This is a genomic window from Streptosporangium sp. NPDC049376 (assembly GCF_044466505.1).
GTDB lineage: Bacteria > Actinomycetota > Actinomycetes > Streptosporangiales > Streptosporangiaceae > Streptosporangium.
The window spans coordinates 25,237-49,014 of record NZ_JBITMT010000024.1 but is presented as its reverse complement, the minus strand read 5'-3'; the positions used below and the strand labels follow the sequence as shown (position 1 = coordinate 49,014).

The following is a 23,778-nucleotide window of genomic DNA, read 5'->3' as shown; positions in this document are numbered from 1 at the left end:
TGACCATACAGCCACGTAGAGCGATTGGCGAGCCTTTGAGTGGCTCATCTCTCTTGTGCACCTGTTGTTGTCACGCTCGGTGATTCTAGCGACACGTTTCGTGGTATCGCAGTGAAAACGGCAAACTACTCAGTTCGTAGACGTGTCACCGGTCATCGACGAACCTACTTATGCAGGTCAGAGGGATGATTTGCGACTCAGTTTGCTGATTCGAGAAGTTGTATTGATCTCCAGCGGAGGATCACACGCTGGTACATGGCGTAGGCCAACTCTTCCTCGCCGTTCTCCAGACCTGTCAGCGCGGCGGCGATCTCCGCGACCGACTGGTCGGCCTGGAGCTTGTCGTCGCCCATCAGGTGGACGATGCCGCCGTAGTCGAGTTCCACGAGCGAGTGCGGGTGGAACTCCTCAAGCCAGCGGGCGATCTCCTCGACCTCGGCGGCGACCGCGACCTCGCCGACCTGCCTGCGGATGATCTGCAGGGCGCGGGCGCAGCGCCGTCTGGCGTGGGCCATGGACGTCACGTAGATGAGGTTCCTCGTGGTGGTCGTGCCCTCGGGGTCTCCCTCTCCTTCGAGCACGAGCCAGCGCTCGTTGCCGTCGAAGGGGACGAACCACGACGTGGGAACGTGCCAGGTCGAGGTACGGATATGGGTGCGCAACGCGGCGGCCCCGCCACGGCGCTTGAACTTGTCGAAGTCGTCGGCCGTCTGCTCGGCGACGGAGATCGGTACGAACCGCTCCATCAGCCTCACGGGGGTCGAACCACGGAAGCGGGAGAAGGCCAGCCACGATCTCAGCCGGCTCTGCCACGGGCAGACGTAGAGGACGTCCTCGACACGCCTGAGGTAGGCGTTGGGGCTCTCCTGGGCGGGAGCGGGGGACGGGGGCACCCCCAGGAGACGCCGTACGGCCTCGCCGTGCTCGGCGTGGAGCGCGCCCGCGCGGCGAGGCCGGTCGGTGGCCTCGGCGTAGGCGGCCCAGGATGAGCGTTCCGGCGGGGCGAACGCGGTCAGCGGTTCGTAGACACGGAGGTACGCGGCATAGGGCAGCACGTCCGCATCGTGTCACGAAGGGCAGGCCGTTGTCCGGTGCCGCCGTCGTGAGGAGTTCCGTCGTCCATGGTGTCTCGGCTGGTGAGACCCAGGGGGCGCGATCGCGGCTCGTTACATGGTTCTGGCTACGCTGAGGGTGATCTCCGCCGCAACGGAGCGGCGGACGGACGACCGGGAGCCACCACCGTGACCGACGTCTTCGGGCTGTCCCACAAGGACACCAGCCCAGCGAACAGCCAGGCCAGGCACGAGCAGGTCGTGTTCTGCTCCGACGAGCGCAGCGGCCTGCGAGCCATCATCGCCATCCACAACACCGCCCTCGGTCCCGCCCTGGGCGGCACCAGGTTCTACCCCTACGACAGCGAGCAGGCGGCCCTGACCGACGTGCTCAACCTCTCCCGGGCGATGGCCTACAAGAACGCCCTGGCCGGTCTCGACCTCGGCGGCGGCAAGGCCGTCATCATCGGAGACCCCGCCGTCGACAAGAACGAGGCCATGCTGCGCGCCTACGGCAGGTTCGTGCAGTCCCTCGGCGGCCGTTACTTCACGGCCTGCGACGTCGGCACCTACAGCGAGGACATGGACCTCGTGGCCCGCGAGAGCTCCTACGTGACCGGCCGCACACTGGCCAACGGCGGGGCGGGCGACTCCTCGATCCTGACCGCCTACGGCGTGTTCCAGGGCATGCGGGCCGCCGTCGAGCACGTCCACGGCACGTCGGAACTGCGTGGCAGGAGGGTCGGTGTCGAGGGCGTCGGCAAGGTCGGCCACCGCCTGGTCGACCACCTCGTCGAGGCCGGGGCCGAGGTCGTGGTCTGCGACGTCAGCGAGCGGGCCGTCGAGCGGGTCCGCGCCAGGCACCCGCAGGTCGAGGTGGTCGCCGACCAGGTCGCGCTGACCGGTGCGGACATCGACGTCTACGCGCCGTGCGCCCTGGGCGGGGCACTCGACGACGAGACGGTGGCCAGGCTGCGAGCCAAGATCGTGTGCGGCGGGGCGAACAACCAGCTCGCGCACCCGGGGGTGGAGAAGGAGCTCGCCGACCGCGGCATCCTCTACGCGCCCGACTACGTGGTCAACTCCGGCGGCGTCATCCAGGTGGCCGACGAGATCCACGGGTTCGACATGGGCCGCGCGAAGGCAAAGGCCACCCAGATCTTCGACACGACTCTCAAGATCTTCGTGACGGCGGACGAGGATGGCGTCCCTCCGGCGGTCGCAGCCGATAGGCTAGCGGAGCGCAGAATGTCGGAAGTCGGGCGAATTAGGGGCATTTGGCTGGGCCGCTAGCCCATCACGCCCATACGGCGTACCGAGCCGGGCGTAAAACGGGTACGGTTGTAGTCGAACGAGAGCTGACGCCTCAAGTCAGGTGGCGTCAGTGCGTGGTGCGTTAGCGACGAGGGGTCGGGCACGACCCCACACGAGGGGGTCGAGCCAATGGGGCGCGGCCGAGCAAAGGCCAAGCAGGTCAAGGTTGCTCGCCAGCTGAAGTACAACAGCGGTGGCACTGATCTTGAGCGTCTTCGCGACGAGCTCGGAGTCAGAGACGACTCCAACCACAATGACGACGCCAACGACTCCTATGACGAACTGGCTGAGCGGTACGCCGATTACGCCGATGACTACGGCTCCGGAGACGACCGTGAAGACGGGACGTCCGGCCGGCGTTAGGCGGCTTCACTTCGAATACGAGTGAGAGACACCCGGGGGCCGAAAGACCACCGGGTGTTCTCTCCCTGTGTCTTTTCCCGACAGCGCTCCGGCTCCCGGAGCGCTGTTCGGCGTTTTCACGGAGGCGTTCCGGACGCCGAGACGCCCCGGGTGGCCATCCACCCGGGGCTCGCCGTACACGGCTAGCGGTAACGCGCGACACCCGTGCCGGGGACGACCTCGCCGAGCACCCAGGCGGGCAGGCCGCGCGCCTTGAGCAGCGCCAGGGCCGGATCAACGGCCTCCGGCGCGACGATCGCGGCCATGCCGACCCCGAGGTTGAAGGTGCGGTCCATGTCGGCCTGCGCGATCTTCCCGTGCCCGGCGAGCAGCCCGAAGACCGCGGGCGGGGTCCAGGAGGAGCGGTCGAGCAGGGCGTCGAGCGTCGGCGGCAGGGAACGGGACAGGTTGCCCTCAAGGCCGCCGCCGGTGATGTGCGCGTAGGCGTGGACCTCCGTCGCACGGGTCAGCTCAAGGCAGTCCAGGGCGTAGATCCTGGTCGGCTCCAGCAGTTCCTCACCGAGCGTGCGGCCGAGCTCGGCGAACTGGTCGTCGAGCGAAAGACCGGCCTGCGCGATGACGTGCCGTACCAGGGAGTAGCCGTTGGAGTGCACGCCGGAGGAGGCCAGCGCCAGCACCACGTCACCCTCGCGGACCCGGTCACGGCCGAGCAACTCGTCGCCCTCGACCACACCGGTCGCCGCGCCCGCCAGGTCGTACTCGTCGGCGCCCATGGCGCCCGGGTGCTCGGCCGTCTCACCGCCGACGAGGGCACAGCCCGCCAGGCGGCAACCCTCCGCGACACCGCCGACGATCTCGGCGATCCGCTCGGGGACGACCTTGCCGCAGGCGATGTAGTCGGTCATGAAGAGCGGCTCCGCACCGCAGACCACCAGGTCGTCCACGACCATGCCGACCAGGTCGATGCCGATCGTGTCGTGCTTGCCGAGGCGCTGGGCCAACATGACCTTGGTGCCGACCCCGTCGGTCGAGGTGGTCAGCAGCGGACGCCGGTAACCGAGCAGCGCCGAGGCGTCGAACAGACCGGCGAAGCCGCTGGCGTCGTCGACCACCTCGGGCCGTCGCGCCCGCGCGACCTTCGCCTTCATCAGCTCGACGGCGCGTTCGCCCGCGTCGATGTCCACACCGGCGGCGGCGTAACTGGTCATGCGGTCTCCGAGGTGTTCTGCGGGATCACAGACAGGATCACAGCTTGGCTTCCAGGACGTACTTGCCGACGTTGTCCTGGTCGATGGCGATGGGATAGACGCCGTCGAAACAGGCCCGGCAGAGCCGTTCAGCGGGGATCGTGGTCGCCTCGGTCAGCCCCTCGATCGAGATGTAACCGAGGGAGTCGGCGCCCAGGGAGGCACGGATCTCCTCGACGCTGAGCGAACCGGCGATCAGCTCGGCCCGCGTCGCGAAGTCGATGCCGTAGAAGCACGGCCAGGCGACCGGCGGGGAGGAGATGCGGACGTGGACCTCCCTGGCCCCCGCCTCGCGCAGCATCTTGACGATCGCCCGCTGGGTGTTGCCGCGCACGATGGAGTCGTCGACCACGACCAGACGCTTGCCCGCGACGACCTCCTTCAGCGGGTTGAGCTTCAGCCGGATGCCGAGCTGGCGGATCGTCTGGGACGGCTGGATGAACGTGCGGCCGACGTAGGAGTTCTTGACCAGGCCCTGGCCGTACGGGATGCCGCTCGCCTCGGCGTAGCCGACGGCGGCGGGGGTGCCGGACTCGGGCGTCGGGATGACCAGGTCGGCCTCGACGGGGTGCTCACGGGCCAGCACCCGGCCGACCTCGACGCGGGTGCTCTGCACGCTGCGCCCGGCGATCGTGGTGTCGGGACGGGCCAGGTAGACGTACTCGAACAGGCAGCCCTTGGGCTCGGGGAGCGCGAACTTGCGCGAACGCACACCCCGCTCGTCGATGGTGATCAGCTCGCCCGGCTCGATCTCGCGGACGAAGGTCGCGCCCACGATGTCCAGCGCGGCGGTCTCCGAGGCGACGACCCAGCCGCGTTCGAGACGGCCGAGCACCAGCGGGCGGATGCCCTGCGGGTCACGGGCGGCGTAGAGGGTGCGCTCGTCCATGAAGACGAGCGAGTATGCCCCCTTGACCTGCGGGAACAGTTCCGCGGCGGCGTCCTCGATGGGCTGGCTGCGGTCCTGGGCGAGCAGTGAGGCGAGCACCTCGGTGTCGGTCGTCGCCCTGGTCGAGCCGGGGGCGAGCCGCTGGGAGAGCTCGGGGGTGTTGATCAGGTTTCCGTTGTGGGCGAGCGCGAGGCCGCCCTCCTCGGTCGAGCTCAGCGTCGGCTGGGCGTTCTCCCAGACGCTCGACCCGGTGGTCGAGTAGCGGCAGTGCCCGATCGCCAGGTGGCCGCGGAGGGTGCCCAGGATCGACTCGTCGAAGACCTGGGCGACAAGGCCCATGTCCTTGTAGACGAGGATGCGGCTTCCCTCACTGACCGCGATGCCCGCGGACTCCTGCCCGCGGTGCTGCAGCGCGTACAGCCCGTAGTAGGTGAGTTTGGAGACTTCCTCCCCGGGTGCCCAGACGCCGAAGACGCCGCACGCGTCTTTCGGAGGCCGGTCACGGGGGTCAAGGTCATGGCTCAGCTGGCCGTCGCCCTTCAGCACATGCTTCAGTCTAGGTCGGCTTCCTCGTTGCTCGAACCCGGGGGCCTTCTCCGCCGTCTGCCGCACCGTTGCCGAACAATCGTCAGTGTTTTGCCGTGTCGGCCTGTTTCACGGCAAAGAGCCGGGGGAGTGTGGGGTATCCGGCATCCCTACACGTCGGGAGAGTGGACGTGACAACACCTGAGGACCCGAACCAGCCTGATCCGCGGCGGGAACAGCGGGACCGGTGGCCAGACGGGGAGCCCGAGGAGGCGTCGGGCCGGGAGCACCCGACGGCCCCGGGAGAGGAGGAACCGGAGCCGCGTTCTCCCGAGCCCAGGCGGCCGATCCCCGAGGAGCCGGAGCCGTGGTCTCCAGAACCGCGCGGGCCGGTGCCCCGGGAGCCGGGAGCCCCGGAACCGGGGCTGCCCGGTCCTGGAGTGCCCAGTCCGGGAACGCCGGGACCCGGTCCTGGAGTGCCGAGCCCGGGAACGCCGGGAGTGCCCGGTCCTGGAGTGCCGGGGGCGCCGGAACCCGGGGCGCCGGGGCGATGGGAGAGGCCGCCGGGGGAGCCGATCTCCACGCCGGACGAACCGGTGACACCGCGTCATCCCGACCTGCCGATCGCTCCCGAGGTCCCGGAACCCCTCCAGACCGACCCCGGCTCAGACAGAGGCCCAGACAGAGGCCCAGGCAGAGGCCCAGACAGAGGCCCAGACAGGGGTTCGGACAGGGGCTCGGACGCCACCGAGGTGTTCCAGTATCCCGAGCCCGGCCGGTACGGAGGCATCCCCGGCGCCAGTCCCTACGGAGGTCAGGGCGCCCAGGGCCAGGGTGCTCCGTACGGCGGAGCGAGCGGAGGGGCATCGCCGTACGGCCAGCAGGCCGCCGGCCACCGGGGAGGCCAGGAGGGACCGTACGGCGAGGAACACCGGGAAAGCGGTCAGGCGGGACCGTACGGACAGGGGTACCCAGGAGCCGGTCAGGAAGGGCCGTCCGGACAGGATCGTCCAGGAGGCGGGCAGGAGGGACCGTATAGCCAGCACCCGGGGACCGGCCAGGGAGGGTCGTACGGCCAGGAACGCCCGGTAGGCGGGGAAGGGCCGTACGGACAGGAGTACCCGGGAGCCGGACAAGAGAGACCGTACGGACAGGAACGCCCGGGAGCCGGACAGGAAGGGCCGTACGGGCAGCATCCGGGGGCCGGTCGGGAAGGGGCGTACGGGCAGGAGCAGCCCTACCAGCCGCCGCTCACGCCGGGGGGACCGGGTTATCCGGGGGCGCCGCCGTACCAGGGGGGTTACCAGAGCCCCTACCAGAAGCCGCAGGGCGGCGGGCTCGGCACGGCGTCGCTCGTGCTGGGCATCGCGAGCATCTTCCTGCTCGTGGTGTGCGGCCTCGGCGTGCTGACGGCCATCGCCGGACTGGTCATCGGCATCGTCGCCTTCGTGAAGGACTCCAACCGGGGGCGCGCCGTCGGGGGCATCGTGCTGAGCGTGTTGGCGCTGATCATCGCGGTGGTGTTCCTGACGTGGTTCTACAGCACGGTCGGTGACTGCATGGACCTGCCGCCCGGCCTGCAGCAGCGCTGTGTCGAGGAGCGGCTGGGCGTACAGGTCCAGAGCGCGCCACAGTGGCGGTCGTAGGTGATGGCCGCAGCGGCTCCACAGTTGGCCCCACGGCCCCGCAGTGACTCCACAGAGGTCCCACTGTGATCCCGCTGTGGCCCAATGTGGCCCACAGCGGTCCCACTGTGACCCCGCAATGACACCCACTGTGACTCCCGCAGCGGCCTCGCGATGGCCCCGCTGCGACCACGGTGGCCTCACGGTGGCCGACCGTAGTGGTGGCCCGCGGTGGTGGGTGGGCACGGGGGCGGTCGTGAGGGGCTCCGGGTGGTTCTACGGTGTGGCGGGCGACGAGAAGGAGACGACCTCGGTCAGCCGCGCGTCGTGCTCCGGGTGGTTCTACGGTGTGGCGGGCGAGGCCTTCGGGTGGTGTCTAGGCGACGGGCAGGTGGGTGGAGAGGTCGGCCCGGCTTCCACTCGCCGTGACCCTGCCCTCCTCCTCGGCCCGCTCCCAGGTCAGCCGCCCGGTGGCCAGTTCGAGCCAGGTGAGCGCGTCGGTCTCGATCACGTTCGGCGGGGTGCCCCGGGTGTGCCGGGGCCCCTCGACGCACTGCACCGCGGCGTACGGCGGGACCCGCACCTCGACGGTCCGTCCCGGAGCCGCCGTGGCCAGCCGGTCGAGCAGGTGCCGTACGGCGAAGCGGGCGGCCTCCCGCTCGGGGCGCAGGCCCAGGTCGTAGGCCCGCAGCACCACGGCGACGCAGGCCCGCAGCAACTCGGCGGTCGTCTCCCCGCCGTCGTAGGCGGGCTCGCCGAGCGCGACGAGCTGGGCGTCGAGGGCGGCGTGGACCTTGGCGGGATCCGGCTTGTGAGGAGGCACGTTCCCATCATCCCCCGGCTCGGGGTGGGGATCGCGACACACGCTTCACCGGGTGGGCAGACGTCGTTCACTCCGGATTCCCCCGGCCCTCGTAACGTCCAGCCGAACCGGTCGCACCACAACCTTGGAGGCCCCCGTGGCGAACGTGTCACCGCGCAGAGCGCTCCCCCTGCTGGCCAACCCTCACGGGGGTGGACGCAGCGCGCTGACCTGCTGGTTCCGCTGCGGCAACCAGTGCGCTCACGACGTCCAGAACACCAGCGAGAACACCTACTTCGGTGACGTGGTCGCCGAGGTCGTCTCCCGCCGCGGGGTGCTGCGCGCGGGCACCCTCGGCGCGCTCGCGATCGGCGCCGTCGCGACGGGCGCGGCCCCGGCCCTGGCCGCTCCCGGCCCCGACGACGCGGCGCAGGCCTTCGGTCCCGGCCACGGCGGCCCGGGAGGCCACGGGGGTCACGGTGGCGGCAGGCTCACCTTCACCGCGGTCCCGCCGAACACCGACGACAGGGTGACGGTTCCCGAGGGCTACGAGACGGCGCCGGTGGTGCGCTGGGGTGACCCGGTGCTGCCCGACGCGCCCGCCTTCGACTTCGAGAACCAGAGCGCGGACGCGCAGGCCAAGCAGTTCGGCTACAACAACGACTTCGTCACCTTCTTCCCGCTGGGCGGCCACCGTGGCCTGCTCTGGGTCAACCACGAGTACACCGACGAGAACCTGATGTTCCGCGGTTACACCAACGGTGACGCCGCGACCGAGGAGCAGATCAGGATCGCGCTGGCCGCGCACGGCGGCTCGGTGGTCGAGATCGAGCGGGTCGGCGGGACCGGACAGTGGCGGCTCGTCACCCGGGGACGCCGCCGCTACAACCGCCGGATCACCGCGCTGACCCCGATGCGCTTCACCGGTCCCGCCGCGGGCGGCGACCTGCTGAAGACCGCGGCCGACCCGGCGGGCACCACCCCGGTCGGCACGCTCAACAACTGCGCCGGCGGCACGACCCCGTGGGGGACGGTGCTGAGCGGCGAGGAGAACTTCAACCAGTACTTCGTCAACGGCAACGGCGTCCCCGAGGCCCAGAAGCCCTACCTCTCCCGGTACGGCGTGAGCCCCACGACCGGCGTCCCGGCGGGCAACCGCAGGTTCGACCGGGTCGAGGAGCGTTTCGACCTGGCCAAGCACCCCAACGAGGTCAACAGGTTCGGGTGGATCGTGGAGATCGACCCGTTCGACCCCACCTCGACCCCGATCAAGCGCACCGCCCTGGGCAGGCTCGCCCACGAGGGCGCGACGACCACCCTGGCCAGGGACGGCCGGGTCGTGGCCTACATGGGGGACGACTCCCGGTTCGAGTACGTCTACAAGTTCGTCTCGAAGAGGCGCTACATCCCCGGCTTCGACCGGCACAACCGGACGCTGCTCGACGAGGGCACGCTGTACGTCGCGAAGTTCACCGGGGACAGCCCGGCCAAGGAGATCGACGGCAGCGGCAAGCTGCCCTCAGACGGGAGCTTCGACGGCTCCGGGCAGTGGATTCCGCTGGTGACCGGCGGCATCTCGCACGTGCCCGGCATGACGGCCCAGGAGGTCCTCGTCTACACCCGGTCCGCGGCGGACAAGGTCGGCGCGACCAAGATGGACCGTCCCGAGGACGTGGAGCGCAACCCGGTCACCGGTGGCGTCTACGTGGCGCTGACCAACAACGCCAACCGGACCCCCGCGCAGGTGGACGAGGCCAACCCGCGTCCGGCCAACAAGCACGGCCACATCCTGGAGATCACGGAGCGGCGCGACGACGCGGGCGCCACGACCTTCTCCTGGTCGCTGCCGCTGGTCTGCGGCGACCCGAACGACCCGGCGACCTACTTCGCCGGGTTCGACAAGACGAAGGTCTCGCCGATCTCCTGCCCGGACAACGTCGCCTTCGACGGCGACGGCAACCTGTGGATCTCCACCGACGGCAACCAGCTCGGCGCCCACGACGGCCTGTTCGTCATGCCGGTCCGCGGTCCCGAGCGCGGCCACCTCAAGCAGTTCCTGAGCGTCCCGGTCGGCGCGGAGACCTGTGGCCCCCTGGTCAGCCCCGACCAGCGCAGTGTCTTCACGGCCGTCCAGCACCCCGGGGAGACCAACGGCGCCACCCCGGAGGCGCCGAGCAGCCACTGGCCGGACGGGGGCACCAGCCAGCCCCGCCCCGCCGTGGTGGTCACCTGGCACAAGAGGGGCGGGAAGATCGGCTCCTGACCCGATGATCCCGGTGCCGCCCGCGCCCATCTGGGCGGGGCCGCGGGCGGCACCGTACTTCCTCATCCCTGCGCCATCGCCGGTACGGCCTCCGCGGGCCTGTCCCCGTCCCGCCCCGAGCGGGACCGGCGCAGGGAGAACAGGCTGACCGGCACCCCGACCAGCACGATGAGCGCCGCGATCACCAGGGTCGTCCGGTAGGCGTCGAGGAAGGCCGTCAGCGGGCCCGCGCCGTCCGCGAGGAACGCCGTCTGCCTGCCGTTCAGGATGGCCCCGAGGATCGTGACGCCGAGCAGGCCGAAGACCTCCCGGGAGACGTTCAGCACGCCCGCGGCGATTCCGGCGCGGTCCGCGGGGAGCATGCCCAGGACGACCGTGGTGACCGGGACGAGCAGGCCGCCGCCGAGGCCGTACAGCAGGAACCACGGCAGCAGGTCGCCGAAGGTGCCTCCCTCGCCGACGAAGGAGATCCCGAAGATCGCCCCGGCCATCACGAGGAGTCCGGCCGCCACGGTCGACGCGGTGCCGATCATCTGGCTGATCCGGGCGGACAGGGCGGCGGACACCGCCATCACCAGGGCCATCGGCACGAAGGAGGCCCCGGCCTCAAGGGGGGAGAAGCCCAGCGCGTTCTGCAGGTAGAGCGCGGTGAAGAAGTAGATCCCGAACACGCCGAACGCCCACAGCCCGATCGAGAGCATGCCGCCGCTGACCACCCGTGACCTGAACACCGACAGGTCGATCATCGGCTCCTGGCTCCGGCGCTCGATGACGACGAACGCGATCGCGAAGGCGACGGCCAGCCCGAACGCGCCGAGGATCTCCGGTGAGGTCCAACCGGCCCGGCCGCCCTCGATGAGTCCGTAGGTCAGGGCGAACATCGCCAGGCTCGACGTGACCAGGCCGGGGATGTCCAGGCTGTGCCGTACACGGCCGTCGGGGGTGTCCCTGATCGCCCAGAGGGTCAGGCCGACGGTCACCAGCCCGACGGGCACGTTGATCAGGTAGATCCAGCCCCACCGCCAGTTCTCACTGATGAAACCGCCGGTCAACGGCCCGAGGGCCAGGGCGAGCGCGCCGACGGAGCTCCACAGGCCGATGGCGGTCGCACGTTCCCTGGCGTCGGGGAAGACCGACCTGATCAGGGCGAGCGCGGTCGGGGTCAGCAGGGCGGCGCCGACGCCCTGGGCCGCCCTGGCGGCGATCAGGAGGCCGCCGGTGGTGGCCAGCCCGGCGGCGAGGGAGGCCAGGGTGAAGACGCTCAGCCCGAGCACGAAGATCCTTCGTCGGCCGAGGATGTCGGCCAGCCGCCCTCCGGCCAGCATCAGTCCGGCGAACACCAGGATGTAGCTGCTGACGATCCACTCAAGTCCGGACAGGCTCAGCCCGAGGTCCCGCTGGATCGTCGGCAGCGCGACGTTCACCACGTTGTTGTCGAGGTAGGTCATGAACGTCCCGAGCGAGATCGCTCCCAACGCCCACCACCGGCGGTCAGTCGTCACGTCAACTCCTATACGGCGTACTTATACGTTGTACATGTACATCGCATAGTTGAGCTTGTACGGCGTATAGTTGTCAACCGTGATGGGAAAACTGACCCGGGACGCCGTCATCGACCAGGCGCTGCGCATCGGTGACGCCGAAGGACTCCAGGCGGTCACGATCAGGCGGCTCGCCCAGGACCTGGGTGTCACTCCCATGGCCCTGTACTGGCATTTCAAGAACAAGGAGCAGTTGACCGTCGGCATGGGCGACCACCTGATGCGCGGCTTCGCGACCCAGGAGGACGCCACGGGGCCGTGGAACGAGCGGCTGCGCGGCCTCGTCGCGGACCTGGTCGGCGTCCTGCGACGGCACACGTGCGCCGCCTCCGTGCTTGAGGAGGTGGACCAGATGGAGGTGCCGAGCTTCCTGCGGGTGTGGGACACCGCGCTCGGCCTGATCAACCAGGCCGGGTTCACCTACGAGGAGAGCTGCCTGGTCGCCAGATACCTCCTGAAGGGCGCGATCGCCCTCGCCGGAGGGGAGGCGCGCGACCGGCGCCGTCCGTCGGACCACGAGGCGGCCGAGGCCAAGCGGATCAAACGGCTCAATCTGCAGTCGCTGCCCCGCGCGTCCTACCCGCACCTCGTGGAGATGGCCACCCCGCTCGTCGACGGCTGTTCGGCCGAGGTCTACGACACCTTCGGGGTCGACCTGCTGATCGGCGGCGTCGAGGTCATGGCGGCTCGCCGTGCGGCACGCCCGTTGTGAGATGCCTCCGCACCCCTGACCTGGCGTTCGGTACGGCGAAGCGGGAGTGATGCGAAAACGTGATGATTGGCGTGACAACGAATGGAACGGTCTAAGCGTGTCCTAAATGACCCCTTCCAACACACCAGTAACTGGTGTAGCAGAGAGGAAGCCCTGTGGCTTTCAAGGTGCCGGGCGCCCGCACGCTTAGTGTCGTGGCCGTCGGAGTGCTGGCCGGAACCATGCTCACCGTGGGCGGCAGCGCCGTCGCAGCGACGGCCGGTTCCGAGATTCACGCCTGTGTGAACAAGAAGACGCGTTACGCGCGCATCGTGAACCCGTCCGCCGTGTGCAGGCCCACCGAGATCCGAGTGACCTGGGGCGACGGCAACAACGTCAGCCAGGGCATCGCCAGCTCCGGCCCTCGTGGCGCGCAGGGCGCCCCGGGCAAGGACGGCGCCCAGGGCCCGGCCGGTCCGCAGGGCCCCAAGGGCGAGCAGGGCCTGCCGGGCAAGCAGGGCCCGGCGGGTCCGCAGGGCCCCAAGGGCGCTGAGGGTCCGCAGGGTGCTCCCGGCAAGGATGGCAAGGACGGCGCGGACGGCAAGCCGGGCGAGGACGGCAAGCCCGGTGCCCAGGGCCCCAAGGGAGACCAGGGTCCGGCAGGCCCTCAGGGCAAGCAGGGTCCGCAGGGCCCGGCCGGTGAGGACGGCAGGCCCGGTGCCAAGGGTGAGAAGGGTGACCAGGGTCCTCAGGGCCCCGCGGGCCCGCAGGGTCCCCAGGGCCAGAAGGGTGAGAAGGGTGAGCCCGGTTCCGGCGGCGCCGGCACCCTGAACACCTACACCGCCCAGTTCAGCTTCGGCGGTGGCGGCTATGGCAGCAACTCCAAGACCGTGACCTGCGACTCGGGCAAGGCCACCGGCGGCGGCTACAGCCTCGGGAGCGGAAGCGGCTCGGCTCAGATCTACGCGAGCGCTCCCAACGCCGGCAGCGGCGCCCCGACCGGCTGGACCGTGTCCGGCAAGAACGCCAGCGGCACCATCTATGTGATCTGCCTCTCCTGATCCAGGAGAGCTCGACGGGAAGGGCTCCGCGTAGCGGATGCGGAAGGCCCTTCCTCGGCCCCCGCCGTACGAATGGCAGGGCCAGGTGGGTCGCGTGAGGACGGAGTCGGGACACCCGGCCTCACGCGACTCACGGACAGAAGGGGCGCGACCCGCGCCCCACGCAGGACCAGGAAGGCTCCTCCCCGGCCGCACTCCGGGAGGGGCCTTTCTCGTTCCCGCCTTGGACGGCTCCCACGCCTGGGCCTTCACGCCGGAAAGCCCCGCGCCTGGGAAACCCCCGTGTCCGGAAACGCTCCGCGCTCGGCAGGCCTCGGCTCCCGGAAGGCCCCACGCTCGCGAGTGCCCCCGTGCCTCGCGTGTCATCGGTCGCGGTCGCGGGGGCCGCTCCGCCCGGCCATCCGCCAGATGATCACCATGCCCACCGCGAGGACGACCAGGGCGACGGCCACGATGATCCCCTTGACGATGAAGTCGTGCAGCAGGTGGTCGAGCAGTTCCGAGCCCCCGTCTCCGCTCACCGGTCGTCCCTCCCGTGCCGCTCGTCCCCGAGGCGCCGACTGTCCTCGGAGGGCCGGTCATCCCGAAGGCGTTGGTCGTCCTCGAAGGACCGGTCGTTCCTGGGGCGTTGCCCGTCATCCAGGTACCGGGCCGCGAACCGGACCGCCTCACCGGCGAGCCGTCCACGGGAACCTCCCCGCCCGGGCCGTGCGGTGGCACGGGTTTCGAGGTAGCCGGCGGCGGCCTCGGCGTATCGGCGGACCTGGGCACCCCTGCCCCGGCGCTTGAGCGTGACGGCGACGCCGAACGCGATCAGGGCGACCACCACGAGCCCTCCCACGATCAGGCCGAATCTGACGAGCATCAGGGTCAGCACCGTTTGCACGGCTCCTCCTTCGATTTATCACAGGTGTGATAAATCGAAGGTATCACAGGTGTGATAAAAAGAAGTGTGCCCAAGCAGGTCGATCCGGTCGCCCGTCGCGCCGACGTCGTGGACGCGCTGTTCAGAGTCGTCTTCAGGGACGGCCTGCAGGCGGCCTCCCTGCGCGCGGTCGCGGACGAGGCCGGGCTGAACATCGGCTCCCTGCGGCACTACTTCGCCAACCAGCAGGAGCTGATGGGCTTCGCCATGCGGTCCATGCTCGACCGGGTCGAGGGGCGGCTGCTGCGCCGCATCGACGAGGTGGGGGACCTGGAGGCTCTCACCGGAGAGCAGCGGCGCCGGCTCTCCCTGAACCTGTTCGCCGAACTGCTGCCCCTCGACGAGGCCCGCCGCGCCGAGGCCGCGGTCTTCGTCGACTTCGTCACCGCGGCCAGGACCCATCCCGCGATCGACGCCGATCTCGCCCGTGAGGCCGCGGCGGGGATGCGGGCCCTCGTCCGGCGCGTTCTCCGGCGCGCGATCGACACCGGGACCCTGCGGCCCGGCCTGGACCTCGACATCGAGATCGAGCGGCTGAGCTCCCTGCTCGACGGCCTCAGCCTGAACACCGTCCTGTATCCCGACCTGCTCTCGCCCGAGCTCTGCCTCGACGTTCTGCGGGCACACCTGGACAGCCTCGCCTGACGGTGGCCGGTAGGGGAGCCGATTGTCTCTCCCCGGACACGAGGAGCGAGGTTACAGTCACGGTGAGTACGTCATGCCGGGAGCCCCGCGAGAAGGGAAACCTCCATGGGAAAGCACGAGGGCAAGCCCGTCGAGGAGAAGGACTTCGTACCGTCGCTGACCAGGCAGCAGGCAGAGACCCGGACCAGACCGGGCAGGCACGAGAGGCCGGAACCGGAGCAGGAGCGGTGACCGGCACGGCGGGTCCCCGGCCACGGGGGCGCGGGGGACCGTGAGAAACGCCGTCGGGGGGCACGGCCCGCGAGCCGTACCCCCCGACGGGGATGGATCAGCCGAAGATGGCCGGGAGGGTCGAGGTGTGGGTCTCCCGCAGCTCGGTGGCCGGGATCTCCAGGACGTTCTCCACGACCAGCGCGTCACCGCCGGTGAGGCCCAGGCACTGACAGGGCACGTCGTTGGCGGCGCACAGCTCGGCGAAGGCCTCGAACGACTCCGGGGCGACCGTCACCAGCGCGCGGGCCGACGACTCGCTGAACAGGGCGACGAAGGAGTCGTCGTCCGGCAGGGTGACCGTCGCGCCGATCCCCTGGGCGAGGACCGACTCGGCCAGGGCGATCGCAAGACCGCCGTCGGACAGGTCGTGGGAGCCGGTCAGCAGGCCGCGTGAGGCGGCCTCGGTGAGGACCAGGGCGAGGGCGCGCTCGGCCTCCAGGTCGGCCTTCGGCGGCAGGCCGCCCAGGTGACCGTGGACCACGTGCGCCCACTCGGAGCCGCCGAACTCCTCCTCGGTCTCGCCGAGCAGCAGGACCTTCTGGCCGGGGGCGGTGAAGCCGCTACGGACCCGGTTCGCCACGTCGTCGATCACACCGAGCACGCCGACGACCGGGGTCGGGTGGATCGCGGTGGAGCCCGTCTGGTTGTAGAAGGAGACGTTTCCGCCGGTCACCGGCACCCCGAGGGCCTTGCAGGCGTCGGCGAGCCCCCGGGTGGCCTCGGCGAACTGCCACATGACCTCGGGGTCCTCGGGGGAGCCGAAGTTGAGGCAGTTGGTCACCGCGAGCGGGGTCGCCCCGGTCACCGCGACGTTGCGGTAGGCCTCGGCCAGTGCGAGCTGCGCGCCCGCGTACGGGTCGAGCCTGGCGTAGCGGCCGTTGCCGTCCGTGGCGAGCGCGATGCCCCTGGTCGTCTCCTCGGCGCCGGGCATGACCTCGCTGATGCGCAGCACCCCGGCGTCGGCGGGCTGGGCCAGCACGGTGTTGCCCCGGACGTAGCGGTCGTACTGGGAGGTGACCCACTCCTTCGAGGCCAGGTTCGGCGAGCCGAGCAGCCGCAGCAGCGCGGCGCGCAGGTCCTCGGAGCGGGCCAGGCGGGAGGGCACGTCGGCGTTCAGGGCGGCCTGCCCGGCGGGCTCGTGGAAGGGCCGCTCGTAGACGGGGCCCTCGTCGGCCGCGGTGCCCGGCGGGATGTCCACGATGGTCTCGCCGCGCCAGGTCATCACCAGGCGTCCGCCGTCGGTGACCTCGCCGATCACGGTCGCCGGGATGTCCCACTTGGCGCAGATCGCCATGAAGGCATCGATGTCGTCGGGGGTGACGACCGCCATCATGCGTTCCTGCGACTCGCTCATCAGGATCTCCTCGGGCCGCAGCGACGGATCGCGCAGCGGGACGAGGTCCAGCTTGACGTCCATACCGCCGGTGCCCTTGGCCGCGAGCTCGGTGGTCGCGCACGAGACACCGGCCGCGCCGAGGTCCTGGATGCCCACGACGACGTCCGCCTGGTACAGCTCAAGGCAGCACTCGATCAGGAGCTTCTCCATGAACGGGTCGCCGACCTGGACGCTGGGACGCTTGGCCTGCGACTCGTCCTCGAAGGTGGCCGAGGCCAGGACGGAGGCGCCGCCGATGCCGTCGGGGCCGGTCAGCGCGCCGAAGAGCACGACCTTGTTGCCCGGCCCGGGAGCGGTGGCCAGCTTGATCTGGTCCTTGCGGAGCAGGCCGACGCACAGCGCGTTGACCAGCGGGTTGCCGATGTAGCAGGGGTCGAAGACGACCTCGCCGCCGATGTTGGGCAGCCCGAGGCAGTTGCCGTAGTGGCTGATGCCCTCGACCACGCCGGGCAGCACCCGCCGCGTGTCGTGGGCGTCGGCGCCGCCGAAGCGCAGGGCGTCCATGACCGCGATCGGCCTGGCGCCCATCGACATGATGTCGCGCACGATGCCGCCGACACCGGTCGCCGCGCCCTGATGCGGTTCGACGTAGGACGGGTGGTTGTGCGACTCGATCTTGAAGGTGGCCGCCCAGCCGTCGCCGACGTCCACGACGCCGGCGTTCTCCCCCATGCCGACCAGCAGGGCCTCCGACTTGGGGGCCTTGGTGCCGAACTGGCGCAGGTGCACCTTGGAGGACTTGTAGGAGCAGTGCTCGCTCCACATGACGCTGTAGATGGCCAGCTCGGAGCTGGTCGGCCTGCGGCCGAGGATCTCGCGGACCCGGTCGTACTCGTCGAGCTTCATGCCCAGTTCGGCGTACGGCTGCCGCTCGTCGGGGGTGTCCTGGGCCCGCTTGACGGTGTCCAGAACCGCCTCGGGGCGCGGGGTCTCGTGCTCGCTCACAGGTTCACCAGCTTCTTCAGGATGGAGGTGAAGAAGCCCCGGCCGTCGGTGCTCGGGGCTCCGGTGAGGTCTTCGACCGCGTGCTCGGGGTGCGGCATGAGGCCGACGACGTTGCCCGCCTCGTTCCTGATGCCCGCGATGTCGTTCAGCGAGCCGTTCGGGTTGCCCCCGACGTAGCGGAAGACGACCTGCCCGTTGGCCTCAAGGGCACCGAGGGTCTCCTGGTCGGCCACGTAACGGCCCTCGCCGTGCTTGATCGGCAGCACGATCTCCTGGCCCTCGGTGAAGTCGGAGGTCCAGGGGGTCGCGGTGCTCTCGACCCTGATGCCCTGGTCGCGGCAGATGTAGTGCAGCCCCGCGTTGCGCATCAGCGCGCCGGGCAGCAGGTGGGCCTCGCAGAGGATCTGGAAGCCGTTGCAGGTGCCCAGAACAGGAAGCCCGGCCCTGGCCGCCGGGATCAGCTCCTCCATCAGGGGCGCGAACCTGGAGATGGCTCCGCACCGGAGGTAGTCCCCGTAGGAGAACCCACCGGGCAGGAAGACCGCGTCCACTTCCTTGAGATCAGGGTCGGCGTGCCACAGCGGAACGGCCTCGCCGCCCGCGTGACGTACGGCACGCGCCGCGTCCTGATCGTCAAGAGTCCCGGGAAAAGTGACGACGCCCACGCGGGCAGCACTCATGACAGCGTTCCCCTCCACAAACGAGCGCCGCGCCGGCGTCTCTCACGGTGGACAGCGGTCTGCGGCGGTGCGCCCAGGCTATCCGTTCCCGACAAGCGGGTCACACGCGCAGGTCGCCGGGCCGTACGGCAAGGCCTTCTCAGTCATGTGACCTGGTGAAACTGTGGGGTCTCTCACACCGCGGCGAGGACGCGGTCCTCGCGGGGCAGCCCGACGCGCACGCGGTTGTCACACATGAGCCCCTCGCGCACGAGGCCCTCGCAGGCGAGGCTCTCGCGCAGCAGGAGGGCGTCGTCGTCCCAGTCGAGGTGCTTGCGCAGGTGCACGGTCGTGCCCCGGCCCGGCGTGACGCCGAAGGAGATCTCGTCGACCACGGCCTGCATGATCAGGATGCCCCGGCCGTTCTCCGTGTCGCCCGGAGGGTAGTGCTCGGGAAGCCGGGCCAGGCCCTGCCCCCTGTCGATGATCTGGACGTCACAACGGCCGTAGCCGATCGCGACCTCGACCTCGTAGCGGTTGGCGGGGCCCCCGTGGCGTACGGCGTTGGCGCACGCCTCGGTGACCGCGAGCAGGATGTCGGACACGCAGCTTTCGGTGACGCCGAGTGAGCGAAGCGAGTCGCCAAGGGCTCTGCGGACCATCGGTATGCCGACGGCCTCTCTCGGCAGAGCCAGCGAGAACTCGATATCCACCGGACCCCCTTCCCGGGCCAGACGTCACCCTGTCAAGGTTTCCCCGCGGAATCCGGGCTAACCGCAAAATAACCTTAATGTTATTTAGTGTTGGTCAAGCTGTGGGATTACGGCAGGTCCAGAAAGTGATCTACCTGGGCGTAAGGGATCTACCCCTGAGATAAGGGGCGTTCCGGGATCTGTGTGGATCTTCGCCGTGTAGGCCGCAGTCCAGGATCACTGCTTCGACGCCCGGTGACAGCCACCCCGAACCCACGACGCCAAAAGGTACGGGTTACCGGCGCCGTGTGCGAGGAGTTCCGGCTTGGGCGCGTCGGTGTCTGGACCGAGGAACGCAGGAGCGCAGCGACGGAGAGACGAGGGAAGACACCGACCTGAGGCGCCCAAGCCCCGCGCCGCCGCCAGGCGGCGCAAAAAGGCACTGCCCGCGCCGCCGCCAGGCGGCGCAAAGAACCCGGCTTGGGCGCGCCGACGCTTGGACCGAGGAGCGAAGGAGCGAAGCGGATGAGCGACGAGGGAAAGCGTTGGCTCGAAGCGCCCAAGCCCGCGCCGCCGCGAGGCGGCGCAAAAAGGCACTGCCCGTGGTGCCGAAGGCGCCGCAAAAACTCACGCCTCGGCGGTGACCGTGTAGTCCTCGATGACGGTGTTGGCCAGCAGGGTCTCGGCCATCTTCCTGACCTCGGCCAGGGCGGCCTCGTCGGCGGGGCCGTCGATCTCGACCTCGAACCGCTTGCCCTGCCGTACCGCGGAGACGCCGGAGAAGCCGAGCCGCGGCAGCGCGCGGGCGATGGCCTGGCCCTGCGCGTCGAGAATCTCGGGCTTCAGCATGACGTCGACGATGACGCGCGCCACGGTGTTCCTCCTGGTCGCTGCGGGGACGGTTAGGCGCCTCAAGAGTAACGGGCTCCGCCGGACGTTTGGTCCCGGGGCCCGGGTGGCCGCGAGACGGGCACGTTCCACACGACGAACCGGTCCGTGCGCCGAGGGAGCGGTCCATGCGAGGGTGAGAGGGGTGATCCGGCGGGAACAAGGGGCGAGATGGATGTCGGGGCAGGTCTTGCGCACAGGTATGTGACCTCTGCCACGATGTCCACAAACGCATACGAACCACCACCAGTCGGATCGGATGCGCTGCTAACCGGCCGGACAGCGGTGGTGAACCCACCTCCCAAGGCCCTGAGCACACAGGAGTGGCACGTGACAGCCGAGGCCCCTCGTGGTGCGCAAGCACCTGCGGAGCTCGTCCAGTTGCTGACCCCGGAGGGGGAACGGGTCGAGCATCCCGACTACGACATCGACCTGACCCCGGAGGAGATCCGCGGTCTCTACCGGGACCTGGTCCTGGTGCGCCGCGTCGACCTGGAAGCGGTCGCCCTGCAGCGCCAGGGCGAACTCGGCCTGTGGGCCTCCCTGCTCGGTCAGGAGGCCGCGCAGATCGGCTCCGGACGGGCGCTCGCCGCGACGGACATGGTCTTCCCCACCTACCGTGAGCACGGCGTCGCCTGGTGCCGGGGGGTCGACCCGGTCAACCTCCTGGGCATGTTCCGCGGGGTCAACCACGGCGGCTGGGACCCGGCTGAGCACAACTTCCACCTCTACACGATCGTCATCGGCAGCCAGACCCTGCACGCCGTCGGCTACGCCATGGGTGTGCAGCGCGACGGCGCGGAGAACGCGACGCTGGTCTACTTCGGCGACGGCGCCACCTCCCAGGGCGACGTGAACGAGTCGTTCATCTGGGCGTCGGTCTTCAACGCCCCCGTGGTCTTCTTCTGCCAGAACAACCAGTGGGCCATCTCGGAGCCGCTGGAGAAGCAGACCCGCATCCCGCTGTACCGCAGGGCCAGCGGCTTCGGCTTCCCCGGTGTCCGGGTGGACGGCAACGACGTCTTCGCCTGCCTGGCGGTCACCCGCAAGGCCCTGGCCGACGTGCGTTCCGGCCAGGGACCCACCCTCATCGAGGCCTTCACCTACCGGATGGGTGCCCACACCACCTCCGACGACCCGACCCGCTACCGCGTGGCCAGCGAGCTTGAGGCGTGGAAGCTCAAGGACCCGATCGAGCGGGTCCGCGCCTACATGTTCAAGAACGAGATCGCCGACCAGGACTTCTTCGACGCGATCGACGCCGAGGCCGACGAGCTGGGCAAGGACGTCCGCAGGCGTTGTCTGGCCCTGCCGGACCCCGAGCCACTGGCGATCTTCGACCACGTGTACGCGGAGCCGCACCGGCTGATGGAGGAGGAGCGCGCGGAGTTCGCCGCCTACCTGGAGGGGTTCGAGGGATGACGAGTCTCACGCTGGCCAAGGCCCTCAACGAGGGCATGCGCAAGGCCATGGAGGACGACCCCAAGGTTCTGATCATGGGTGAGGACGTCGGCAAGCTCGGCGGTGTCTTCCGCGTCACGGACGGCCTGCAGAAGGACTTCGGCGAGCAGCGGGTCATCGACACCCCGCTGGCCGAGTCCGGCATCATCGGCACGGCGATCGGACTCGCGCTCAGGGGCTACCGCCCGGTCTGCGAGATCCAGTTCGACGGTTTCGTCTTCCCGGCGGCCGACCAGATCATCACCCAGCTCGCCAAGATGCCGCTGCGCTCGCTGGGCAAGCTGAAGCTGCCCGTCGTGGTGCGCATCCCCTGTGGCGGCGGCATCGGCGCGGTCGAGCACCACAGCGAGTCGCCGGAGGCCTACTTCACCCACACCGGTGGCCTGCGGGTCGTGGCCTGCTCCAACCCCGTCGACGGCTACACCATGATCCAGCAGGCGATCAGGAGCGACGACCCGGTCGTCTTCTTCGAGCCCAAGCGGCGCTACTGGGAGAAGGCCGAGGTGGACACCGCCTCCTCCGCCGCCGACTGGACCCCCTTCGACCAGGCCAGGATCGTACGGCAGGGCGGCGACGTGACGCTGCTGGCCTACGGCCCGATGGTGAAGACCTGCCTTGAGGTCGCGACGGCGGCCGAGGAGGACGGCAGGTCCGTCGAGGTGGTCGACCTGCGCTCGCTCAACCCGCTCGACGTGGACCGGGTCGTGGAGTCGGTGCGCCGTACCGGGCGGTGCGTCGTGGTCCATGAGGCGCCCGTCTACAACGGGTTCGGCGCCGAGATCGCCGCCAGGGTCACCGAGAGGTGCTTCTACAACCTGGAGGCCCCGGTGCTGCGCGTCGGCGGGCCCTCGACCCCCTACCCGCCCTCAAGGCTGGAGGACCACTACCTCCCGGATCTGGACCGGGTCCTCGAAGCCGTCGACCGCGTGTTCGCGTTCTAGAGGGGAGACGACGTGAAGGAGTTCAAGCTCCCCGACGTGGGGGAGGGCCTGCTTGAGGCCGAGATCGTCCGCTGGCACGTCAAGCCCGGCGACCCGGTCAAGGTCAACCAGATCATCGTGGAGATCGAGACGGCCAAGGCCATCGTCGAGCTGCCCTCGCCGTACGAGGGGGTGATCGCCGCGCTGCTGGCCGAGGAGGGGCAGACCGTCGACGTCGGCAAGCCGATCATCACCGTCGACGACGGCTCGGGTCCTCCGGAGACACCGGCCGGGACCCCCGCCGAGGACATGGTCCCCACGATCCCCAAGCCGGAGCGGCAGCCCGTGCTGGTCGGCTACGGCGTCAAGCCGGGTACGGCCAAGCGCAGGCCCCGCAAGTCCGCCGCTCCGGCGGCCACCGCCCCGGTTCCCGCTCCGGCGGCCGTCGAGGCTCCGGCTCCGGCGGCTCCGGTACGGCAGGCTGAGCCCGCTGCCGCGCCCGCTGGGCCTGCCGCGCCCGCCGGGTCCGGTGCCGCGCGGGGCGCGGTGCTGGCCAAGCCCCCGGTGCGCAAGCTCGCCAAGGACCTCGGTGTCGACCTGGGCACGCTCACCGGGACGGGCCCGAACGGGAGCATCACCCGGGAGGACGTCCACGCCGCGGTCGCCGCGCCCGGGCGCGGCGCGACGGCCGTGGCGCAGGGACCCGACGAGGAGCGCATCCCCATCAAGGGAGTGCGCAGGGCGACCGCGCAGGCCATGGTGTCCTCGGCGTTCACCGCGCCGCACGTCACCGAGTTCCTCCAGGTGGACGTGACCGGGACGATGGAGGCCGTCAGGCGGCTGCGGCTGCTCGACGACTTCGCCGAGGTCAAGGTCTCGCCGCTGCTGCTGGTGGCCAAGGCGATGCTGGTCGCGGCCCGTCGCTACCCGATGGTCAACTCCTCCTGGGACGAGGCGAACCAGGAGATCGTGGTCAAGCACCGGGTGAACCTGGGCATCGCCGCGGCGACCCCGCGCGGCCTGATCGTGCCCAACGTCAAGGACGCCCACGCGCTGTCGCTGCCCGACCTCGCCCGCGCCCTGGGGGCGCTGGTCGAGACCGCGCGGGCGGGCCGTACCCAGCCCGCCGACATGTCGGGCGGCACGATCACGATCACGAACGTGGGCGTGTTCGGGGTGGACGCCGGGACCCCGATCCTCAACCCGGGCGAGTCGGCGATCCTGGCCTTCGGGCAGATCAGGGACCTGCCCTGGGTGGTCGACGGGCAGATCGTGCCCAGGAAGGTGTGCACGCTCGCGCTGTCGTTCGACCACCGGATCGTGGACGGCGAACTGGGCTCGCTCTTCCTGCGCGACGTGGGCGCCATGCTGGAGGACCCGCTGCGCATGCTCGCCTGGGGCTGAGCCCCCGCACCGGCCCGACGGGCCCGTCCCCTCACGGGGGCGGGCCCGTCCCCTTTTACCCGGCGTTTGCGGCGCCGCCGTTTCCGTGGCCTTTCCCGGGGCGTTTCGATTGACGCGTGAAGCCCGCGGACCGGTCCGCGGCGACCGGGCTCCCGTGCGGGTCGATGACCTTTCTGTGAATCCGGTGTTCCGCTTCT

At 70.1% G+C, this 23,778-nt stretch carries 23 protein-coding genes; 11 read left to right on the top strand and 12 right to left on the bottom strand.

Annotated elements, in window-relative coordinates; all coding sequences use genetic code 11:
• Positions 1 to 197: 197 nt before the first annotated feature.
• Positions 198 to 1,055, bottom strand: a complete 858-nt coding sequence (locus tag ACIBVQ_RS35650) for a hypothetical protein (protein ID WP_352015253.1) — start codon at positions 1,053 to 1,055, stop codon at positions 198 to 200.
• Positions 1,056 to 1,241: 186 nt separating this feature from the next.
• On the opposite strand from ACIBVQ_RS35650, the gene ACIBVQ_RS35645 reads away from it, so the two are divergent.
• Entirely contained in the window at positions 1,242 to 2,345 is a 1,104-nt protein-coding gene (locus ACIBVQ_RS35645; RefSeq protein WP_362778160.1) for a Glu/Leu/Phe/Val dehydrogenase dimerization domain-containing protein, read from the top strand.
• 150 nt (positions 2,346 to 2,495) lie between these two features.
• Complete coding sequence (locus ACIBVQ_RS35640) at positions 2,496 to 2,729, top strand: DUF3073 domain-containing protein (protein ID WP_352015251.1); 234 nt, start codon at positions 2,496 to 2,498, stop codon at positions 2,727 to 2,729.
• A gap of 182 nt (positions 2,730 to 2,911) precedes the next feature.
• Here ACIBVQ_RS35640 and purM read toward each other — a convergent pair whose 3' ends face one another.
• From purM to ACIBVQ_RS35625, 3 genes are all read right to left on the bottom strand, one after another.
• Entirely contained in the window at positions 2,912 to 3,937 is a 1,026-nt protein-coding gene (gene purM, locus ACIBVQ_RS35635) for a phosphoribosylformylglycinamidine cyclo-ligase (protein ID WP_352015250.1), read from the bottom strand.
• Positions 3,938 to 3,974: 37 nt separating this feature from the next.
• A complete protein-coding gene (gene purF, locus ACIBVQ_RS35630; protein WP_352015249.1) occupies positions 3,975 to 5,411 on the bottom strand; it encodes an amidophosphoribosyltransferase in 1,437 nt (478 codons plus the stop codon).
• 644 nt (positions 5,412 to 6,055) lie between these two features.
• Positions 6,056 to 6,586, bottom strand: a complete 531-nt coding sequence (locus tag ACIBVQ_RS35625; RefSeq protein WP_399183032.1) for a hypothetical protein — start codon at positions 6,584 to 6,586, stop codon at positions 6,056 to 6,058.
• Between the two features lie 159 nt (positions 6,587 to 6,745).
• Here ACIBVQ_RS35625 and ACIBVQ_RS35620 point away from each other — a divergent pair, with 159 nt between their 5' ends.
• Positions 6,746 to 7,036, top strand: coding sequence for a hypothetical protein (locus ACIBVQ_RS35620; RefSeq protein ID WP_399183030.1), 291 nt, complete (start codon positions 6,746 to 6,748; stop codon positions 7,034 to 7,036).
• 355 nt (positions 7,037 to 7,391) lie between these two features.
• Here the strand turns inward: ACIBVQ_RS35620 and ACIBVQ_RS35615 are convergent, their stop codons facing one another.
• A complete protein-coding gene (locus ACIBVQ_RS35615; protein ID WP_399183028.1) occupies positions 7,392 to 7,838 on the bottom strand; it encodes a sterol carrier family protein in 447 nt (148 codons plus the stop codon).
• Between the two features lie 136 nt (positions 7,839 to 7,974).
• Here ACIBVQ_RS35615 and ACIBVQ_RS35610 point away from each other — a divergent pair, with 136 nt between their 5' ends.
• Positions 7,975 to 10,080 carry a PhoX family protein gene (locus ACIBVQ_RS35610; RefSeq protein ID WP_399183026.1) on the top strand — a complete coding sequence of 702 codons (2,106 nt, stop codon included), beginning with the start codon at positions 7,975 to 7,977 and terminating at the stop codon, positions 10,078 to 10,080.
• Between the two features lie 62 nt (positions 10,081 to 10,142).
• On the opposite strand, the gene ACIBVQ_RS35605 is transcribed toward ACIBVQ_RS35610, so the two are convergent.
• Positions 10,143 to 11,582, bottom strand: a complete 1,440-nt coding sequence (locus tag ACIBVQ_RS35605; RefSeq protein ID WP_399183024.1) for an MFS transporter — start codon at positions 11,580 to 11,582, stop codon at positions 10,143 to 10,145.
• A gap of 82 nt (positions 11,583 to 11,664) precedes the next feature.
• On the opposite strand from ACIBVQ_RS35605, the gene ACIBVQ_RS35600 reads away from it, so the two are divergent.
• Positions 11,665 to 12,333, top strand: a complete 669-nt coding sequence (locus tag ACIBVQ_RS35600) for a TetR family transcriptional regulator (protein ID WP_399183106.1) — start codon at positions 11,665 to 11,667, stop codon at positions 12,331 to 12,333.
• A 194-nt stretch (positions 12,334 to 12,527) separates the two neighbouring features.
• Positions 12,528 to 13,373 carry a hypothetical protein gene (locus ACIBVQ_RS35595; RefSeq protein ID WP_399183021.1) on the top strand — a complete coding sequence of 282 codons (846 nt, stop codon included), beginning with the start codon at positions 12,528 to 12,530 and terminating at the stop codon, positions 13,371 to 13,373.
• Between the two features lie 362 nt (positions 13,374 to 13,735).
• Here ACIBVQ_RS35595 and ACIBVQ_RS35590 read toward each other — a convergent pair whose 3' ends face one another.
• Both ACIBVQ_RS35590 and ACIBVQ_RS35585 read right to left on the bottom strand, forming a co-directional pair.
• The gene (locus ACIBVQ_RS35590; RefSeq protein WP_352015243.1) at positions 13,736 to 13,894 is read right to left on the bottom strand and encodes a hypothetical protein; all 159 of its coding nucleotides are present in this window, start codon (positions 13,892 to 13,894) and stop codon (positions 13,736 to 13,738) included.
• The gene (locus tag ACIBVQ_RS35585) at positions 13,891 to 14,259 is read right to left on the bottom strand and encodes a hypothetical protein (RefSeq protein ID WP_399183018.1); all 369 of its coding nucleotides are present in this window, start codon (positions 14,257 to 14,259) and stop codon (positions 13,891 to 13,893) included. Before ACIBVQ_RS35585 ends, ACIBVQ_RS35590 begins: the two co-directional genes overlap by 4 nt.
• A 66-nt stretch (positions 14,260 to 14,325) precedes the next feature.
• Here ACIBVQ_RS35585 and ACIBVQ_RS35580 point away from each other — a divergent pair, with 66 nt between their 5' ends.
• A complete protein-coding gene (locus ACIBVQ_RS35580; RefSeq protein WP_362778139.1) occupies positions 14,326 to 14,943 on the top strand; it encodes a TetR family transcriptional regulator C-terminal domain-containing protein in 618 nt (205 codons plus the stop codon).
• Between the two features lie 105 nt (positions 14,944 to 15,048).
• Positions 15,049 to 15,174: a hypothetical protein gene (locus ACIBVQ_RS35575; protein WP_352015240.1), complete on the top strand. Its 126-nt coding sequence runs from the start codon at positions 15,049 to 15,051 to the stop codon at positions 15,172 to 15,174.
• Positions 15,175 to 15,271: 97 nt separating this feature from the next.
• Here ACIBVQ_RS35575 and purL read toward each other — a convergent pair whose 3' ends face one another.
• The 4 genes from purL to purS all read right to left on the bottom strand — a co-directional run bounded on the left by purL (position 15,272) and on the right by purS (position 19,781).
• A complete protein-coding gene (purL, locus tag ACIBVQ_RS35570) occupies positions 15,272 to 17,458 on the bottom strand; it encodes a phosphoribosylformylglycinamidine synthase subunit PurL (protein WP_399183104.1) in 2,187 nt (728 codons plus the stop codon).
• A 95-nt stretch (positions 17,459 to 17,553) separates the two neighbouring features.
• Entirely contained in the window at positions 17,554 to 18,237 is a 684-nt protein-coding gene (gene purQ / locus ACIBVQ_RS35565) for a phosphoribosylformylglycinamidine synthase subunit PurQ (RefSeq protein ID WP_399183017.1), read from the bottom strand.
• A gap of 173 nt (positions 18,238 to 18,410) precedes the next feature.
• Positions 18,411 to 18,929, bottom strand: a complete 519-nt coding sequence (locus tag ACIBVQ_RS35560) for an ATP-binding protein (protein WP_352015238.1) — start codon at positions 18,927 to 18,929, stop codon at positions 18,411 to 18,413.
• A gap of 606 nt (positions 18,930 to 19,535) precedes the next feature.
• Positions 19,536 to 19,781, bottom strand: coding sequence for a phosphoribosylformylglycinamidine synthase subunit PurS (gene purS / locus ACIBVQ_RS35555; RefSeq protein WP_352015237.1), 246 nt, complete (start codon positions 19,779 to 19,781; stop codon positions 19,536 to 19,538).
• A 345-nt stretch (positions 19,782 to 20,126) separates the two neighbouring features.
• Between purS and pdhA the strand changes: the two genes are divergently transcribed.
• From pdhA to ACIBVQ_RS35540, 3 genes are read left to right on the top strand one after another with little or no spacing between them, the layout of a single operon-like run.
• A complete protein-coding gene (gene pdhA, locus ACIBVQ_RS35550; RefSeq protein ID WP_399183015.1) occupies positions 20,127 to 21,218 on the top strand; it encodes a pyruvate dehydrogenase (acetyl-transferring) E1 component subunit alpha in 1,092 nt (363 codons plus the stop codon).
• Positions 21,215 to 22,198 carry an alpha-ketoacid dehydrogenase subunit beta gene (locus ACIBVQ_RS35545; protein WP_352015235.1) on the top strand — a complete coding sequence of 328 codons (984 nt, stop codon included), beginning with the start codon at positions 21,215 to 21,217 and terminating at the stop codon, positions 22,196 to 22,198. The genes pdhA and ACIBVQ_RS35545 overlap by 4 nt, the downstream gene beginning before the upstream one ends.
• Before the next feature lie 12 nt (positions 22,199 to 22,210).
• Complete coding sequence (locus ACIBVQ_RS35540) at positions 22,211 to 23,581, top strand: dihydrolipoamide acetyltransferase family protein (RefSeq protein WP_399183013.1); 1,371 nt, start codon at positions 22,211 to 22,213, stop codon at positions 23,579 to 23,581.
• The last annotated feature ends 197 nt before the right edge of the window (positions 23,582 to 23,778 follow it).